At 60.7% G+C, this 18,352-nt stretch carries 14 protein-coding genes; 5 read left to right on the top strand and 9 right to left on the bottom strand.

Features of this window, described 5'->3' with window-relative positions:
• Window position 1 precedes the first annotated feature (1 nt).
• Window positions 2-331 (top strand): hypothetical protein, encoded by a 330-nt coding sequence (locus G5S37_RS06345; protein ID WP_165201900.1) that lies wholly within the window; start codon window positions 2-4, stop codon window positions 329-331.
• 48 nt (window positions 332-379) lie between these two features.
• On the opposite strand, the gene G5S37_RS06340 is transcribed toward G5S37_RS06345, so the two are convergent.
• On the bottom strand, window positions 380-928 hold the full coding sequence (locus G5S37_RS06340) for a hypothetical protein (protein ID WP_165201898.1): 549 nt from the start codon (window positions 926-928) through the stop codon (window positions 380-382).
• A 105-nt stretch (window positions 929-1,033) separates the two neighbouring features.
• Between G5S37_RS06340 and chrA the strand changes: the two genes are divergently transcribed.
• Window positions 1,034-2,356 (top strand): chromate efflux transporter, encoded by a 1,323-nt coding sequence (gene chrA / locus G5S37_RS06335; protein WP_165201896.1) that lies wholly within the window; start codon window positions 1,034-1,036, stop codon window positions 2,354-2,356.
• 12 nt (window positions 2,357-2,368) lie between these two features.
• Here the strand turns inward: chrA and G5S37_RS06330 are convergent, their stop codons facing one another.
• The 3 genes from G5S37_RS06330 to G5S37_RS06320 form a co-directional block, all read right to left on the bottom strand.
• Window positions 2,369-3,232 carry a helix-turn-helix domain-containing protein gene (locus tag G5S37_RS06330; protein WP_165201894.1) on the bottom strand — a complete coding sequence of 288 codons (864 nt, stop codon included), beginning with the start codon at window positions 3,230-3,232 and terminating at the stop codon, window positions 2,369-2,371.
• 105 nt (window positions 3,233-3,337) lie between these two features.
• The gene (locus G5S37_RS06325; RefSeq protein ID WP_165201892.1) at window positions 3,338-3,514 is read right to left on the bottom strand and encodes a CPXCG motif-containing cysteine-rich protein; all 177 of its coding nucleotides are present in this window, start codon (window positions 3,512-3,514) and stop codon (window positions 3,338-3,340) included.
• 121 nt (window positions 3,515-3,635) lie between these two features.
• Window positions 3,636-4,154, bottom strand: a complete 519-nt coding sequence (locus G5S37_RS06320; protein WP_343229934.1) for a L,D-transpeptidase family protein — start codon at window positions 4,152-4,154, stop codon at window positions 3,636-3,638.
• A gap of 577 nt (window positions 4,155-4,731) precedes the next feature.
• On the opposite strand from G5S37_RS06320, the gene G5S37_RS06315 reads away from it, so the two are divergent.
• The 3 genes from G5S37_RS06315 (at window position 4,732) to G5S37_RS06305 (ending at window position 9,950) form a co-directional block, all read left to right on the top strand.
• Window positions 4,732-7,857, top strand: coding sequence for a PSD1 and planctomycete cytochrome C domain-containing protein (locus G5S37_RS06315; RefSeq protein ID WP_165201888.1), 3,126 nt, complete (start codon window positions 4,732-4,734; stop codon window positions 7,855-7,857).
• Window positions 7,858-7,875: 18 nt separating this feature from the next.
• Window positions 7,876-9,348, top strand: a complete 1,473-nt coding sequence (locus tag G5S37_RS06310; protein WP_165201886.1) for a DUF1501 domain-containing protein — start codon at window positions 7,876-7,878, stop codon at window positions 9,346-9,348.
• An 80-nt stretch (window positions 9,349-9,428) separates the two neighbouring features.
• Window positions 9,429-9,950 carry a peroxiredoxin gene (locus G5S37_RS06305; protein ID WP_165201884.1) on the top strand — a complete coding sequence of 174 codons (522 nt, stop codon included), beginning with the start codon at window positions 9,429-9,431 and terminating at the stop codon, window positions 9,948-9,950.
• Between the two features lie 238 nt (window positions 9,951-10,188).
• On the opposite strand, the gene G5S37_RS06300 is transcribed toward G5S37_RS06305, so the two are convergent.
• The 5 genes from G5S37_RS06300 to purH all read right to left on the bottom strand — a co-directional run bounded on the left by G5S37_RS06300 (window position 10,189) and on the right by purH (window position 18,045).
• Window positions 10,189-11,391: a magnesium transporter gene (locus G5S37_RS06300; RefSeq protein ID WP_165201882.1), complete on the bottom strand. Its 1,203-nt coding sequence runs from the start codon at window positions 11,389-11,391 to the stop codon at window positions 10,189-10,191.
• A 99-nt stretch (window positions 11,392-11,490) separates the two neighbouring features.
• Window positions 11,491-15,186 (bottom strand): serine/threonine-protein kinase, encoded by a 3,696-nt coding sequence (locus G5S37_RS06295; protein ID WP_165201880.1) that lies wholly within the window; start codon window positions 15,184-15,186, stop codon window positions 11,491-11,493.
• Window positions 15,187-15,277: 91 nt separating this feature from the next.
• Entirely contained in the window at window positions 15,278-15,715 is a 438-nt protein-coding gene (gene acpS / locus G5S37_RS06290; protein ID WP_165201878.1) for a holo-ACP synthase, read from the bottom strand.
• A gap of 14 nt (window positions 15,716-15,729) precedes the next feature.
• Window positions 15,730-16,473, bottom strand: coding sequence for a pyridoxine 5'-phosphate synthase (locus tag G5S37_RS06285; RefSeq protein WP_165201876.1), 744 nt, complete (start codon window positions 16,471-16,473; stop codon window positions 15,730-15,732).
• Window positions 16,474-16,506: 33 nt separating this feature from the next.
• A complete protein-coding gene (gene purH / locus G5S37_RS06280) occupies window positions 16,507-18,045 on the bottom strand; it encodes a bifunctional phosphoribosylaminoimidazolecarboxamide formyltransferase/IMP cyclohydrolase (RefSeq protein WP_240914812.1) in 1,539 nt (512 codons plus the stop codon).
• Window positions 18,046-18,352 lie beyond the last annotated feature (307 nt).

The raw sequence follows: 18,352 nt of genomic DNA, 5'->3' as shown, positions 1-18,352 counted from the left end.
CATGAAAATCATTCTTTGCTGCCTCGTTGCCCTCACGCTCGCTTCTTGCGCCAATGTTCAAGTCACCAAGACGTCCAAGGGGACCTATGCTTCGACGAATCCCAACCTCGTGGAGATTCTCAAGACCCGCCCGGAACGCAGCTATGAAGAGCTGGGAGCCGTTGACGCATTGGGATTTGGCCCGTCCGAAGTAGCCAAAATGCATAATGGTCTCCGGGCGAAAGCTGCCACACTGGGCGCAAATGCGGTGATCATCACCGATGAAGGCCTGATCAACGACGGCTGGGCGATTACACGCTTTGCCAGCGGCGTGGCCATCCGATTCAAATGATTTAAGTAAAACCAAGGTTCGGGCTCGCACCAGCGAGCCCGCTCTTGCTCACTTGAAATCCGGTCCCGTAATGCGGCCATCGCCATCGCGGTAGGTCACGCTGCCGATAGGGCTCACGTACTTGGTGCCGATGATGCGACCGCTGCCGTCGCGGTAGGTCGTGGTGGAAGTCTCGCCTGCCGTGGTCGTGGTAGCCGTGGTAGTAATTACGCCGCGGGCATTGCGAGTATACTCGGTGCCGGTCGGCGATTTGTAGGTGTTGCCAATGATGCGGCCATCACCATCGCGATGCGTCGTGGTGGAAGTCTCTCCCGCCGTGGTCGTGGTGGAGCTGGCGATGATGCGACCACGTCCATCACGGGTAATCACCGTGCCCGTAGGTGTGGTGTAGGTCTGTCGATCAATGCTCCCACTGCTGCCCCGGTCCACCTGAGTGGTTCCAGTCGGTGGGGTGGGAATGGTGGCGATGTTCAGGCTGAGATTGCCTGAGGACACATTCTTGCCCTTGGTGACGATGGCAGCCTGCTTGGGTGGTGCAGCGTGCGCGGTGACGGCGATGAGAGCGCATGCGAGTGGGAGCAGTGCGAAAGTCTTCATGGCGGTGGAAGCGAGATGGTTTGTTTTGATGACAACGTCCCTACAGACGTTGTTCGTCCCCAAAAAAGTCACTTGGAATATTACATCGACTCTTCAGCATGAGTCATGCCTGAAATTGCCCCCGGACCCGCCTTTCCAACGTTCCGGGAAGCGCTGCAATTCTGGATCAAGCTCGGGTTCATCAGCTTCGGCGGTCCTGCGGGTCAGATTGCCATTATGCACAAGGAGCTGGTGGAAAAGCGCCGCTGGATCAGTGAGCCACATTTTCTACATGCGTTGAATTTCTGCATGCTGCTTCCTGGACCGGAGGCGCAGCAGCTCGCCACCTACCTGGGCTGGCGGTTGCATGGCGCGCGCGGGGGCATCGCGGCGGGTGGTTTGTTTGTGCTGCCCTCCATCCTCATCCTCTGGGCGCTGAGCTGGCTGTACATGAGCCATGGGGATGTGAGCTGGGTGAAGTCCATCTTCTACGGTCTCGTGCCCGCTGTGATTGCCATCATCGCCAGTGCCGGGCTGCGCATCGGGAAAAAGGCGCTCAAGACTCCTGCGCTGTGGCTGCTGGCAGCCGCGTCGTTCGTGGCCATCTTCTACTTCAAGATTTCCTTTGTGCTAATCATCCTCGCCGCTGCGGCGATTGGCTGGATTGGCTCGCGGATCTCACCCACCCAATTCCCCGCCACCAAGTCACATGGCGACGAAGACGACGACAGCGAGAAGGGATTTCTCAAGCTCCCCCCCTGCAAGCAGGCCACGTGGGCGCGGACGCTGAAGATCACCCTGGTCGCCTGCACGCTCTGGTGGATTCCCATTCTGCTCATGGGCCTGTGGCAGGGCTGGGCGAGTGTGATTTTCCGGCAGGGTGTGTTCTTCAGCAAGGCAGCGCTCATGACCTTCGGCGGTGCCTATGCGGTGCTGCCATATGTGGCGCAGCAGGCGGTGGAGCATCATGGCTGGCTCACGCAGCCGCAGATGATGAGTGGCCTCGCCCTCGCGGAGACCACGCCAGGGCCGCTGATCATGGTGTTGCAATTCGTGGGCTTTGTCGGTGCCTGGCAGCATCCTGGGGAAATGAGCCCGCTCGTCGCAGGCACCCTGGGCGCACTCATCACCACGTGGGCCACCTTCCTGCCCTGCTTCCTTTTTGTCTTCCTCGGCGGACCGCATGTGGAGCACCTGCGCTCGCGTCCCACACTCTCGATCATGCTCACGGCCATCACGGCTGCGGTGGTGGGCGTGATCGTGAATCTCGCCGTGTGGTTCGCCTGGCACGCGCTGCGTCCGCCGACCGGAGGATTCGACTGGTATGTGCTGGTGGTTTCCATCGCCGCCTTCATCGCGCTGACGCGCTTCAAGGCGGGAGTCGTCCAGACCATCGGCGTGTGCGCCTTGCTGGGACTGGTGTGGAAGATGCTGGTGATGGTGCCGTGACGAAACCCTCGGCTAGCTCACCGGCGGACGAGCGCCACGCTCGCGCTCACGGTAGCTGGAAGGCGGCAGGCCGGTGAGCTTCTTGAAGTCCTTGCTGAAGAAGTAGGGATCGCGGTAGCCGCACTGCCGGGCGATTTCCTTCACGGGCTCGTCCGTATCGATGAGACGCCGTTTTGCCTGACTGATGCGCTCACGACGCAGCCAGTCGATGGGGCTGGTGCCCATGCTGCGCTTGAACGTGCGGATGAAATGACTCACGCTCATGCCCGCCAGCCCGGAGAGATCGGCGAGGCGCAGCGGGTCTGCATAGTGCTGACGCATGCGCACCAGCGGACGCTCCAGGGCACTCGGCACGGACGTCAGCGCGTCCATGTCTGCCACATCGCGGAAGCGGCTCTCGTAGAGCATGGCCAGCAGACGGGCGAGACTCGCATGCATGCGCGCGGGGCTGGCCGGCGAGGGTGCATCGAAGATTTCAAAGATGTCGCCAAAGCAGGACTTCACTGCGGCATCATCCAGTGCAGGAAAAACCGGCAGATCGGAAATGCGCAGGATTTTCGCCAGGGCATCGAGACCGGGGCCATCAATGCGCACCCAGTAGAGCTCCCACGGATCCGTGGCATCCGCGCGGTAGGAATGGGGATGCCAGCAGGAGATCCAGTAGAGCCCTCGAGCTTTCACACGATGGGTCCTGCCAGCGACGCGGACGGAACCGGCGCCACGGAGGCAATAGACCAGCTCATGCCCCGCAAGCGTTTCGCGATCCACGTGGTGAGCCTTGTCCGCCACGAGATGCCCCGCGCGCACCGTATGATAGAGCGCCCCGCGAAGGGCATCCCTCTCGGTGTGGAAATAGCTGCGGAGAAACCGGGTCATGGCGAGGGCGCATGCTAGTAGAGGATGGCGAAACGTGGCAAGCCCACCCGCCCGTACGGATGGCTCTACAAGATGGATTATCTGCTCTTTCCAGGGAGTTGGCAATTACTCAGCCAGCCCACTCGCCTGCGCCACCACCTCGCCGTCCTCCTCCCAGAAGTCGATGCTCATGGGACGACAACACACCTCGCAATCATAGTCCACCGTGCAAGGCACCTCGGTAATGTAAGGCGCCGGGACATCAAATTCCTCGAAGCAGGTGGGGCAGGTGACGGTGGGCATGGGGGGTGAGTAAGCAGTAAGCAGTAAGCAGTAAGCAGTGGGTCAGTCGTCAGAAAGAGTCGGGAGTGTTTTGACAATGAAAACACGTTTCTCGCCAACCATCGACTACTGACTACTCAAGTCACGGCAGCCCCCACGACTTCCGAACCTTGTCATACTCCGCCTTGGGAAGCAGCACGTAGTACGGGCGTTTTTCCTCCCGAATCCAGCGGATCATGTTTTCCAGATTCTCCACTGCCATGGTGGTGCAGCCGGCGCTGGGACGGTCGGGGCCGCGGCGCACGTGGAAGAAAATGGCGCTGCCGTAACCAGGCTGTGGAGGATTTGTATTGTGGCGAATTTCCAGCAGCCACTTGTAGGCGGCATCGCCCAGCCTCATGCGCTGGCTCTCGAACCACGAGGGAATGTTCTCCGGATCCACGCGGACATGCTGGTTGTAGTGGGGCAGACGAGGATCATCCACCCATGCGTCATAAGGGCCAACCTGAAGGTAGGGCCAGTCCGATCCCTGAGGAGGGCCCGCTGCATAACCATGGAGTCGGCCCAACTCAAAAACCCCGGCTGGCGCCTTGCCATCCTTTTCCATTTTCCAGGGGATCGAGGAATCTGTGGGCGTTGAAACCCCTCGCCCCCAAGCCATTCCCTTCTTTCCCAGGAGCACGGGCCAAGGCGATTTGAAGGCGGGTTTCCAAGGAGAAGTGGCCGATTCCCGCTCCCAGCACTGGAGGGAGGCGCGCATGGAATCCCAGTCCGGCGCGACGGCCACAACGAGCTGTCGGGCCTGACTCGGAACCTGCCCGCGGACGTCTGTTAAACCGAAAAATGCCAGACAGAAGACCACCCAAAGGGGGCCAAATTTTACGTTGTAATCACGATGCACAGTCAATTTAGGGCAAAAGTTAGAAAATCCTGCGGGTCCCCAACGATTTTTCTTTGCAGAAGGAATTGGACGGCATAATTTCCTACAAAGCGAACCCGCTGATCATTGTCCTCTAGGTTTTGGGGGTTTTTTTCCTAGAGTCAACCCAGCGGGTTCGCTTTTTTGTGCCCTGATGCCAAGGCGGGGCTAGCGAGAAGAGAGTCTCCTCCCATGGAGAATGCTGCCTCGCCTGGTGTGCTATCCTTTTCCAGACGCCTCTGCGCACGACCCAAAGGCAAGAGAGGGGGCGTCTCCTTCGTAACCGCTGGTGCTCCGATCCGCCTTCTACGCTGACCGCATGAAGACCTTCCTCTCACCGCTCACGTCATGCCTTGCGCTGACTGCTCTCCTTGTGCCGGCCCATCACGCATGGGCCGCGGGGAAGATTAACTTCAATCGTGATGTGAGGCCCATCCTCTCGGACAACTGCTTCGCGTGTCATGGTTTCGATGCCAAGAAGCGAAAGGCCGATCTGCGGCTCGATGTTTCCGAAGGCGCGTACAAGCCGGACAAGGACGGCGCGCAACCCATCAAGCCAGGAAGCCCGGATGCCAGCAGCGTGTGGCAGCGCATCATCACCACCAATGCGGATGACCTGATGCCGCCACCGGATTCGCACAAGAAACTCACGCCCCAACAGCGCGACATCTTGAAGCGCTGGATTGAAGAAGGCGCGGAGTACCAGCAACACTGGAGCTTCATCACGCCGCAGCAGCCTCCCGTTCCCCAAATCAAAAATCAAAAATCATCAATCACAAATCCGATTGATGCCTTCATCAACGCACGTCTCGCGGACGAGGGCCTGAAGCAGAACCCCGAGGCGGACAAGGAAACACTCATCCGCCGGGTGACTCTGGACCTCACGGGTCTCTCGCCCACGCCTGCTGAGGTGGACGCCTTCCTCGCGGACAAATCCCCGCAGGCTTACGAGCGCGTGGTAGACCGCCTTCTGAAGTCCTCCCGCTACGGCGAGCACATGGGGCGCCATTGGCTGGACCTCGCCCGCTATGCGGACACGCACGGTCTGCACCTGGACAACGAACGCTCCATGTGGCCCTACCGCGACTGGGTGGTGAAGGCCTTCAATGACAATCTGCACTTCGACGACTTCACGCGCTGGCAGCTCGCTGGTGACCTGCTGCCGAATCCCACACGTGAGCAGGACATCGCCTCCGGCTTCAACCGCTGCAACGTGACCACCAGCGAGGGTGGCAGCATCAATGAGGAGTTCGTCTTCCGCTATGCGGTGGATCGCACGGCAACGGCGGTGGAAGTGTGGATGGGCCTTACTGCCGGATGCGCGGTGTGCCACGACCACAAATTCGACCCGCTTTCGCAGAAGGAGTTCTACTCGATGTACGCCTTCTTCAACTCGGCGGCAGATCCTCCCATGGACGGCAACAAGATCGATACACCGCCCATCATGAAGCTTACCAATGCGACGCAGGAGAAGAAGCTGAAGGAACTGGACGGCAAACTCGCCGGCGTGCAGGAACGCATCAAGACGGCGATCACGAAGATGGACTACCAGGATCCCGCGAGCATCCAGCCTCCGCCGCCCGTGCAGGAATCCGAGGTGGTGTGGTTTGAAGATGGTTTCCCTCCGGCCGCCAAGCCGGAGACCAAGGGGGCTCCCCTCTGCATCGTGAGCACCAATGAAGGTGGCCAGGTCTTCAGTGGTGGAGCTGCCTTGAAGCGCGCCGCAAAGGGGCTGGAGCAGGACTTTTTCACCGGTGGGGCGGAATTCGTGATTCCACAGAACGGTCGCATCTTTGTGCACTGTTACCTCGATCCGCAGAATCCTCCGAAGACGATCATGATGCAGTTCCACACGACGGGGTGGCTGCACCGTGCCGTGTGGGGCGCTGAGGATCTGATTCCCTTTGGCAAGCCGAAGTCCACGGAGAAGGTTTCCATGGGTGCGCTGCCTGAGGTTGGAAAATGGGTGAAGCTGGAGATCGTGGCAGACCGTCTGGGCCTGAAACCGGGGACCAAGATCAATGGGTATGCCTTCACCCAGTTCGACGGCACGGTGTACTGGGACAAACTCGGTGTGAAGTCGCGCGTGGAGCCCGCGAAGGATCCAGCTTGGTCCTTCGAAGTGTGGTCGAATCAGAATCAGGGACGTCGTGTGGAAGCGCTGCCGGAGGACCTGCGCAACATCGTGCGTGGCAAGAAGCGCGCGGAGTGGAGCGAAGCCGAAGTTAAGCGTATTCGAGAATTCTGGCTGGGGAATCTCTACTTGGGCGCCCAGGATCTCATGGCTCCCATGCTGGCGGAGAAGGCTCCCATCGAAGCCGAGAAGAAGCAGGTGGAGGCCACGGTGCCCATCACCTTCGTGATGCGCGACATGGAGACACCTCGCGAGACTTTCGTGATGCAGCGCGGTCAATATGACAAGCCTGGGGACAAAGTAAGCCGGGGCGTGCCTGCGGTGCTGCCGCCACTGGCGAAGAAGGAAACCGGCGACTACAACCGCCTGGACCTGGCCAACTGGCTGGTGAGCCGTGAGCATCCGCTGACCTCACGCGTCACGGTGAATCGTTTCTGGCAGCAGTTCTTCGGCATCGGACTGGTGAAGACGAGTGCGGATTTCGGCTCCCAGGGCGAGCCGCCAAGCCACCCGGAACTGCTCGATTGGCTCTCCGTCACCTTCATGGAGAGCGGCTGGGATGTGAAGGCACTGGTGAAGACACTCGTGTGCAGTTCCACCTACAAGCAGAGCACGAAGGTGACGCCGGCCCTGCTGGCGAAGGACCCGGAGAACCGCCTCTACGCACGCGGTCCTCGCTTCCGCCTTGATGCGGAAATTCTGCGGGACAATGCCCTCTACGTCAGCGGCCTCATGGATCCCACCATGGGTGGCAAAGGCGTGAAGCCCTATCAACCGCCGAACATCTGGGAGCCCGTGGGCTTCGGCGGCAGCAACACGCGTGAGTACAAGCAGGACAGTGGCAATGCGCTGTACCGCCGCAGTCTCTACACCTTCCTGAAGCGCACCGCTCCCCCGCCCTTCATGACCACGTTCGATGCGCCCAACCGCGAGCAATCCTGCACGCGCCGCGAGCGCAGCAATACGCCGCTGCAGGCGCTGCAGCTCATGAATGACGTGCAGCACTTCGAAGCCGCGAGACAGTTCGCCCAGCGCATGCTGAAGGAAGGCGGCAGCACCCCGAGTGAGCGCATCACCTGGGCGTGGCGCATCACCACCTCACGCAGGCCTTCTGCGGAAGAACTATCGCTGGTGCAGGATGCACTGATTCAGCATCTCACGAAGTATTACACCAACCCTGAAGCTGCACTGCAGTCGGTTACCTACGGCGAAAGCAAGCGGGATGAGAAGCTGAATTTCAGCGAACTCGCGGCCTACACCATGGTAGCGAACCTGCTGCTGAATCTGGATGAGACGGTGACGAAGAACTGAACATTGAAAACTTCATTCATGAATACCGCCCTCGACTTCCACCTCTCCCAGACCCGCCGCCAGTTCTTCCAGGGCGCCGGACTTCGTCTGGGTGGACTCGCGTTGAGCACGCTGATGGGTGAGCGCATGCTGGGCGCGGCGACCACGCCCGCATCTTCCCAGGTGAATCAGCCGTTGCCGGGCTTCCCGCATTTCGCGCCAAAAGCAAAGCGGCTCATCTACCTGCACATGAACGGTGCGCCTTCGCAGCTCGATCTGTTCGACTACAAGCCGCAGTTGCAGAAGTATTTCGACAAGGATCTGCCGGAGAGCGTGCGCAACGGCCAGCGCATCACCACCATGACCAGTGGCCAGTCGAGGCTGCCGGTCGCGCCCAGCATGTTCAACTTTTCGCAATGCGGGAAGAGCGGCATGTGGATGAGCGAACTGGTGCCAAACATCCAGCACATCGCGGATGACATCGCTATGGTGCGCACGGTGCACACCAGCGCCATCAATCACGACCCCGCGTGTACGTTCGTGATGACCGGCAGCGAAGTGCCCGGCAAGCCGAGCATCGGCTCGTGGATCAGCTATGGCCTCGGCAGTGTGAGTAATGACCTGCCGGCATTCGTGGTCTTCACCCCCACTTTCCCGGCCACAGGCAATGCGCAGGCGCTCTTCACCCGCATGTGGAGCAGTGGTTTCCTGCCCACCAGCTTCAATGGAGTGGCGTTGCGTGGCCAGGGTGATCCGGTGCTCTTCATCAAGAATCCTCCTGGTGTGGATGGCAGTGATCGCCGCACCATGCTGAATGCGTTGAACAAGCTGAACCAGCGTAACTTTGAGCGCTTCGGGGATCCGGAAATCCAGACGCGCATCGCGCAGTATGAGATGGCTTTCCGCATGCAGACCAGCGTGCCGGGGCTCACGGACTTGAGCGATGAAAGCGAAGCCACACTCAATATGTACGGCCCCGATGTGAAGCGCATGGGCTCCTTCGCTTCCAGCGCGCTGCTTGCCCGCCGTCTCGTAGAACGCGGCACGCGTGTAGTGCAGATTCTGCATCGCGGCTGGGATCAGCACAGCGGCCTGCCGAAGAATATCAAAGCCCAGTGCATGGACACCGAACAGGCCTGCGCCGCACTGGTGAAGGATCTTAAGCAGCGTGGTCTGTTGGAGGATACCCTCGTGGTGTGGGGGGGTGAATTCGGACGCACCGTGTACTCCCAAGGCACGCTCACCAAAGACAACTACGGACGCGACCACCATCCGCGGAACTTCTGCATGTGGATGGCAGGTGCGGGCGTGAAGGGCGGTACCGTGTACGGCGAGACGGATGACTTCAGTTACAACATCGCGAAGGACCCGGTGCACATCAATGATCTGAACGCCACCATCCTGCACCTCATGGGCATCGAGCACTCACGCTTCACCTACAAGTTCCAGGGACTGGATCAGCGCCTCACAGGCGTGGAGGAAGCGCATGTGGTGAAGGGGATTTTGGCGTGATGGTGAACGACCGTGTTCAGCACCAGCATATGCAACCGCCAGCGAAGCGTTCGCAGACGTACTGGATCGTGCTGCTAACAATGAAACTCTTCATCCTGATCGCCGCCATGAGCTTGTTTGGTTCGTTTTTCGCCTCTGCTTCCGAAGGAAAACTCGTGGAGCCGTATGAGGCACCCAAGGTGGAGGCGAAGGACCAGGATGGAAACGCGGTGAAGCTGGAGGAGGCGTATGCGAAGGGGCTGACTCTGGTGTATTTCTACCCGAAGTCCGGCACACCGGGTTGCACGGCACAGGCCTGCAGCCTGAGGGATGCGTATGAAGACCTCACGAAGGAGGGCATCAAGGTCTTCGGCGTGAGCACGGATGATGTGGCCGCGCAGAAGAAGTTTGTGGAGAACAAGAAGTTGCCGTTCACCATCCTGGCGGATCCGGATGGGAAGGTGCTCGAAGCATTTAAGGTGAAGAAGATTCCGTTGATTGGCCTCGCTTCACGTCAGGCGTTTTTGATCAAGGATGGGAAAGTGATCTGGCATGACGCGAAGGCGTCCACGGCTGAGCAGGCGGCGGATGTGCTGAAGGTGGTGAGGGAGATGAGAAAGTAGTCCGCCGAGCTTCGGCGGTGGGTGGGCGTGTCCGCTGAATTCGCCAGCGTCTCGTAGACGAGAGCTTCACTGCACACCGTCTCTGTATCAGCAAAGATGGTTCTAGCTGGGATGTCTGCCCTCCTGACCGCCGAGGCTCGGCGGACTACTTTCTGGAGGCGGAACAACGTAGCTTGCGAGTCCCTTCGCGAGATTTCTGCAGCGTGAAATACACTCGCGAAGGGACTCGCGAGCTACGTTAGATTAAGATCGTCGCCAGCCCGAGGAAAGTCCCCATGCTCACCACGTCGGTAGCCGTAGTGAGGAAGATGCTGGAAGCAGTAGCGGGGTCGAAACCGAACTTGCGGAGGATGAGAGGGATGGTCGCACCGGCGAGGCCACTGACCACGCAGCTCGATACCATGGAGAACCACACCACCACACCGAGCATCAAGGCGGCGGGGTTGTTTTGCATCTTCGCATACACGAACATACCGATGGCCGCGACGAGGCCCACGATGGCACCATTCGCAAGGCCCAGCATCGCCTCCTTGAAGAACAGCTTGCGCTCCTCACCAGTTTTCAAGTCACCCAGAGTGAGACCACGCAAGGTGACGGCGAGCGCCTGACATCCGGTATTGCCGCTCTGCCCGGCAAGGATGGGCAGGAAAGCCGCGAGAATGACCACGCGATCCAGCGTGCCCTCAAACAAACCCACCACCGCGCCGGCGATGAAAGCCGTCAGCAGGTTGAACTGCAGCCAGGGATGGCGCATCCAGAAACTGCGCTTCACCGGAGTGGCGAGGCGTTCCTCTTCATGCACACCCACCATGGTACCGGGCTGCGCGGAGAGTTCGATAGCGCGCGCTTCAAAGAGCGACTGCCCGCGCACGAGACCCAGTAGATGACCTTCCTCATCACACACCGGGTACACGGGGAAGTGCCGGTTCAGCGTGCTCTTCATCGCATCCGTGAGCGCCATCTCCGGCTTGAGCCAGAAGATGTTTGAGTACATCACATCGCTGAGCTTCTTGTCGGGCGAGGCGAGCATGAGATCGCGGAAGACGAGCACACCCACGAGCTTGTTGGATTCATCCGCCACATAGCCGTAGGTGATGAAGGCCTTCTTGGTGAGCTTGCGCATGGCCTCGATGGTCTCGCGCACGGTCATGTGCGGGCGGAACACCGCGACCGGCGGCTCCATGAGCCAGCCCACGCTGTCTTCAGGATACTCCTGGTTTCGCATCCACTGACGCGCCTTGTCCACCGGTGCGGCGGCGATGAGTTCGCTGCGACGGCGATCGTCCAGCTCACGGAGAATCTGCTGGCCCACGAGTGGATTGATGATCTCCAGGATGGCGATGGCGTCCTCATCCTTCTGCGCCTCCAGCAATTCGGCGGCTTCATAAGGCGCACGCTGCACCACGTCCGTGGCCAGTGTATCAAGTTCCTCGGGAGTCATGGCCGCACCTTGACGCACGCGAGCCCCACGGCAACGGCGAAATTAATCCTTTTCCCCTCTCGCTTCCGTCACGAAGGGGTTCGTCCTTACAATTCAGGGTCAGGGCTTGATGCCCACGCAATAGAGCGAGGTGACGCCAAGATCGAAGCAGCCGCTGGCAAGAGGTTCTGCCGTGCTGGCATCGATGATCTCCCCGCCGGCGGAGTTGCAGATCATCCAGCGATCGCCTGGGAAATGCACCGCAAAGGCACCCGAGGGAAGCGCACGCACCACGCGATCTGCGCCGGGGAAACGTTTGGGGCTGTAGCTCGGTGGAGAGTTGGGATACGCACCCCACACCGCCATCTCACCGTCTCGACGGAGGACAGCGGCATCCCAATTGTTGCAGGTAATGGCAACGATGCCCGAGCCTTTGCCCTCCGGAATGGTCGCCATTCCCCCAGCCCGGTTGGCACTGCCCCAGCTGGCCAGGGAACCGTCCGGGAGCAGCGCGATGCACGCATCGGTACCAACGGCGATATCCACCACGGCACCGAGACCGGGAGGCGGCTCGCTGTAGGCTGTGGCATTTCCAATGTTTCCTGTGGGCAGGCGGGTAAGGCTGCCATCCGCATGCCGCGCATATCCCCACCCTGGACCTGCATGCACCGCCACGGCAGGACGAATCCCCTCCAAGGGATACACTCCTCCAGTACTCCAAACGACCGTGGAGCCGTCTTCGCGCAGGGCGATGTCATAGCGATTTCCTGCGGCCACCGCGACCACGCGATCCAGGCCGGAAGGCACGGTGGCCTGTGTGGTGGAGTTCTTCTTGCCCAGGGCGGCGACGGTTCCATCCGCACGCAGGACAAGCGCGTGATTCATGCCTGCGGAGACACTCACCGCATCCGCGATCTGCGGCGATGTGTCAGCCCACTGCATGTTGGCGTTTTCATCCGTGCGTGAGGAGCGCTTCCACACTGCCACTCGGCCGGCGCGGACAGGCCGGCGCAGGACCGAGGGACCGGTCATGGGAGGCGCAGTCATGCCGACAGGCTGAATGGTCGACGGGGACGATGTGGCAGAGCCAGACCCGCCGGTGGTTGGTGTGGTTGACGCAGTGCTGCCACTGGTCTGAGACGCACTGTTCCTCAGGGACTGCAGAATCTTGTTTCTGTCCGGCTCCCCGCCAAGCGTCTGCAGGGTCTGCATGACGATACGAACGCGCTCCGCGCCGGTGACGTTGTTCTGGCCGGTCCGCTGTTGCTCAAGGGCAGCCAGCTTCCCCCTCTGCGTGGAAATCAGCGTGGTCTTGGTTTCCTGTGTTTGCTGAGGCAACAGAGCGAGCTGTTGCACATAGATATCGTGGAGGCGCGTCAGCGAAACCGGCCAGGTGGCCGGGCGCTGCGAGGGCACGGGGCCATTGTTGGCCACACGGGAGATCTCACTCAGGAAATGCTCTTTCTCCGCCGGAGTGGCAGCCGCGACTTCGCGCCTGAGTGCGCCGAGGTACTTTTCATCCAGCTCCTTTCGATTGCTATCGTCTCCCTTGGCGGCCAGGGCCTCCTGCCACTCCTGGTGCAGAGTGCCGAGCAGATTCCACAGTTCGGGGTCCACCGTCTCCAGCCCCAACACATCACGCTTGGCGAGGGCACCGGCAGCGCCTTCGGTTTTCAGAGTGGAGAGATCCGGCAATTTCCAAACGTGGAGGGCATAGTCGCCGTCTTTCTCCACAGGATTGCCAAAGCCGAATCCGCCAGCGGAGACAAGGAACGAACCATCCGGGCTGACCACAAACGCATTCGCGCAGCGTGTGTCATGTGGATCGCTCTTCCACACCTCTGTACCGGTGACGGATTCAAAGATATGCAGCGCCCTGTCCTGTCCGCCGCCAACCACAAGCCGTCCACCATCGAGGAACTCACACCGGTAGAAGCTCAGCGGTCCGCCCTGCTGGCGTGAAATCCTCGTGCCCGCGTCCAGATCCCACACCTGGAATCTTCCTCCGCCCATGCTGAGAATGGTCTTCCCGTCCGGAGCAATGCGCAGGCGGTAGGCTCCTTGGGGCGGCTTGGGGAATTCCTTCACCAGCGACCGGCGCGCCGCATCACCAAACCAGACATCATACACCCAGCGTTCATTCTCCCTGCGGGTGCCACCGGCCACAAAGCCGGTTTCAGAACCGGGAAACAGCTGAAGCCCCAACACCTGCCCGCGGAATCCTGGAATAGGTTCCTCAGCTCCTGTTTCCCAAGCCCAGGCGACAAGGGGCTGCTGACCATCTGACGTGCCCACCAACACGGTCGAACCATCTTTGGAGAATTCGAGATTGGTGACCGTGCGGACTTTCAGATCCAGCGACTTTGTGGGCTCGCTCTGGAGATCCTCGAGCTTCCAGAGGAGCACCTTGTAGTTGTCACCACCGGCGGCGAGATACTTTCCATTGGGTGAAACGGCGATCTTCAACACCGCTCCGGGCACCGGCCCAAGCGTCTGCAGGCGCTTGGCCTTGTGGAGGTCCCAGATGCCGATGGTGCCATCGGTGCTCGCGGTGGCCACGCGATGCAGATCGGGGAACAGGACCACGTCATTCACGATGTCCTTGTGACCGTCCTGGAATTTGTACACATGCCCCGCAGGGATGTCCTTCGGCAATTGGTAGGCCTCGGCGGGAGTTCCTGCCGGTGTTGTTGCGCCTCCACCTGCGACGGTGGTGCCACCCGCAGGCGTCGCGTCTGAGGAAGAAGCACCACTGCCACCGGCATTGTTGCCACCACCCGTCGAGGGCACACTCGCGGTGCTTTGTCCGGACTTCGATGTACCATCCCCCGCTCCCAGCTCGTCGCGATTTTTCAGCCACCAGAAGATCCCGACGCCAATGAGCACCAGAATGACGACCATGGGCATGATCGGCGTGCTGGCTTTCGGCGCAGGCGTGGGATGGTAGGCGGGACTGTGTGGCCCATGACCGGGGCCCGTCACGCGCTTCACTCCGGGCACGGATCGGGCGGCAGCTGAGGGCCTGCCGACGTTTGCCACGGCTTCCTTCAGGTCGCGCATGGTCTGGAAGCGCGCGCCGGCATTGGTCGCTGCTGCCTTGGAGATGAGGGGCTCCCAGGCCGGATCAAAAACGCCATGCTCCGCGAGAGGCTCGCGTGGCTGGCGTGGAACCACTCCGGTAAGCATCTGCTGGAACACAATGCCCAGCGCATAGATGTCCGCGCGGTGGTCGATGAGCGCGCCGGTGACCAGGATTTCCGGGGCGGTGTACTCTGGAGTACCAAGGGATTCCTCCTCGATTGCCGCCTCTGCGCGGCGCGCCAGGCCGAAGTCCATGACTTTCACGTGGCCGTGCTTGTCCACCATCACGTTCCCGGGTTTGATGTCACGGTGGAGGATGCCATGCTCGTGCGCGTACTGGATGGCGTCACACAATTGGACGGCAACGTCCTGCACCTTGGCCACGGGGAGGCGGCGCAGGCGGATCATGTCATGCAGGGTCTGGCCTTCCACGTACTCCATCACGAGATAAAGATGCTCGTCGGTGGTGATGCCGAAGTCGTACACACCCACGATGTGGTTGTGCCGCAGCTTGGCCATGGCGCGGGCTTCCGTCTGGAAACGCTGGGCATAGCCCTTTTCCGTGCCCCAAGAGGGGGGCAGTACCTTGATGGCCACCAGTCGATCCAGCGAGATCTGCTTGGCGAGGTACACCGCCCCCATGCCGCCCTGCGCCAGGAAATCCATCATCTCGTAGGCCGGCAAAAGTGCTGCCAGTTCATCGAGACTGGGGGGCTGGAAGGAGTATTCACTCATGGGCAAATCAAGATCGGAAAATTTACCCACCAACCTAGCGGAAACCCGCAGCCGGTCGAGTAAATACGACCCAGTGAAACACCCAGGTGACTTAGATGTCGCTCAATAACAACGCGCTCGCGCCAGCCGTGGTACGGGTGTGGGTAAGACTGAGCAGCACGCGGGTCACACCCGCCTGCGCCGCCACCCGGGCAGCCCCGCCGTGGAGCACCACCGTGGGAGCCCCATTTCCCCCGCGCAGCACCTCGATGTCCGCCCAGCCGACGCCTTCCGCAAAGCCGGTGCCGAGCGCCTTGGCCACGGCCTCCTTCGCCGCGAAACGGGCGGCGTAGTGCATGGCGGACTCGACACAATTGTCGCAGTATTGAATCTCTCCCTCCGTGAAGACACGCTGCTTGAAGCGGTCGCCACTTTTCTCCAGCAGGGAGTGGATCCGCTCCACTTCCACCAGGTCGATGCCTACCCCCACGGCGAGCGCGGGACGGCGCACGTTGCTGGAAACCAGATCAGGGGTGGATGAAGGTTCCATGACCGAAGGCCCAATCAGCCCGGGTACTCCGACATCACGGCGAGCATCTCGCCAATCGAGGCACGCAAGCCGACTGTGATGGCTCGTGATACCAGGGAGTGGCCGATGTTGAGTTCGGCAAGGTGAGGCACGGCGAAAAGGTCGCGTACGTTGTTCGTGGTGAGTCCGTGTCCGGCATTCACCTGCAGACCGAGGTCATGTGCCTGCGCCGCAGCTTCCACCAGGCGCGCCACCTCTGCCTGACGCTCCGCGCCAACGGCATTGGCGAAAGTGCCGGTGTGCAATTCCACCATGTCCGCGCCGCAATCCGCGGAGGCGTACATGTGGTCGCGCACCGGATCGACGAAGAAGCTCACGCGGATGCCCGCAGCTTTCAGACGCGTCGTGGTTTCCTTCAGTGCGGCCGCATGCGATGGCACATCAAGCCCACCTTCGGTGGTGATCTCCTTGCGGTTCTCCGGCACGAGGCACACGAAGTCCGGCTTCACCTGCAGGGCGATGTCCAGGATCTCCGGTGTGTTCCCCATTTCCAGATTGAGCTTCACCTTCAGCTCGCGCTTCAGCAGGTACACATCCGCGTCCTGGATGTGCCGGCGGTCGGCGCGAAGGTGCACGGTGATACTATGCGCACCGGCCGCCTCGGACTCCCGTGCCGCGTCGAGCAGCACGGGTTCCGCGTTCGGTGAATCCAGCATGGTGGCATACCGCGCCTGGCGCAGCGTGGCCACGTGATCGATATTAACTCCGAGATGTAGCATGTCCTGACCCTGCGGGTGGATGCGAAGCCTAGTCTAGTGCTTGAAGTGACGATACCCGGTGAAGACCATGGCCATCTTATGCGCATTGGCAGCGGCGATGACTTCCGGATCCTTCACGGAACCTCCCGGCTGGATGGCGCAGGTGGCTCCTGCTTCCGCGCAGGAGATCAGGCCGTCTGGGAAGGGGAAGAAGGCATCACTGCCCACGGCACTTCCTTCAAGAGAAAGTCCAGCTTCCTTCGCCTTCCAAATGGCGATGCGGCAGGAATCCACGCGGCTCATCTGGCCGGCGCCGATGCCGAGTGTGCGATCATGCGAGGCGAACACAATCGCGTTCGACTTCACATGCTTTACCACGCGCCACGCAAAGCGCATGGCTTCAATTTCTTCCTTCGTGGGCGGACGCTCGGTCTTCACCTTGCTCTCGATCGCGTCGAGGCCCAGCGCCTTGGAGTCGCTGTCCATCACCATGAGACCGCCAGGGGCGGACTTGATGACTGGCTGCCTCAGCGCTTCTTCCACGCCCGGAAGCATCTGCATGAGGCGGAGATTCTTCTTCTTCTGAAGGTGCGCGCGTGCATCGGACTCATAGTCCGGAGCGATGATCACGTCCGTGTGGATTTCGCCGATGACCTTGGCCAATGCCATGTTCATGGGACGATTGATGACGATGACGCCGCCGAAGGGAGCCTGCTTGTCGGTTTCAAAAGCCTTCTCCCACGCTTCGCGCAGATCTTCATCCGCACAGCCCACGCCGCAGGGATTGGTGTGCTTGAGAATGGCCACGGTGGGACGGCGGAACTCGAGCGCAATCGCAGCGGCGCTCTCGATGTCCAGCACGTTCGTGTAGCTCAGTTCCTTGCCATGCAGCTTCACGAAGTAGTCGCCGAAGTTGCCATAGAGCGAGGCGCCCTGATGCGGGTTGTCACCGTTGCGCAGTTCGCTGTAGAGCGGCAGGGAAACGCTGAAGGACTTGGCGGTTTCCTGTTCCTTGTTCAGGAAGCGCGCGATGGCCGAGTCATAGGAAGCGGTGCGCTGGAAAACTTTCAGCGCAAGACGCTCGCGGGTGGAGAGGGTGGTGTCGCCATTGCGCTCCTGCATTTCTGCCAGCACGGTGGGATAGTCGGCAGGATCAGTGACCACGGTCACGGCCTGGTAGTTCTTCGCCGCGGAGCGCAGCATGGAAGGTCCGCCGATATCGATATTCTCAATGGCTTCCTCGAGCGTGACGCCGTCCTTGGCGACTGTTTCCTCGAAGGGATACAGGTTCACCACCACGAGGTCGATGGGTGGAATGGAGTGCTTCTTGGCCTGCTGCTGGTGCTCTTCCAGATCGCGACGCTGCAGGAGACCGCCGTGAATCTTGGGGTGCAGGGTCTTCACCCGGCCGTCGAACAGTTCAGGGAAACCGGTGTGCTCAGACACCTCCTTCACAGGGATTCCCTTGGAGGAAAGGAACTTGTGGGTACCGCCGCTGGAGAGGAGTTCCACCCCCATGCTGGTCAGGCCCTTGGCAAAGTCCTCAAGACCCGACTTGTCGGACACGGAGAGAAGCGCTCGTTGGATGCTCATTCAGTTGATTTCGGATTCGATGGCGAGCGCCCGAACTTAGGAGGGAAAAGGCGGGTGGAAAGCAGTTTGTGCCGTCCTTCTTCGTCCGGGGAGATGGCGACGGCCCGCTTGTGCTGTTCATCCAAGCAGATAACAGTCACATTCCGCACAAGAGCAGGGTGAATCTTGATCGTCGACAACAGGGTCGCTTTGCCTCGAAGATTCCATCACCAGAATGAGCAACACGACGCCACCATCACGCTCGTCCAAAGTCTCTCTCCTCCTGTGGACCTCCTTGATCTGTCTCATAGTCCTGCCTGCAGGCTAT

This window comes from Roseimicrobium sp. ORNL1, from assembly GCF_011044495.1.
Taxonomy (GTDB): domain Bacteria; phylum Verrucomicrobiota; class Verrucomicrobiia; order Verrucomicrobiales; family Verrucomicrobiaceae; genus Roseimicrobium.
The sequence above is the reverse complement of the archived record's forward strand: the minus strand, read 5'-3'. Positions and strand labels throughout refer to the sequence as shown.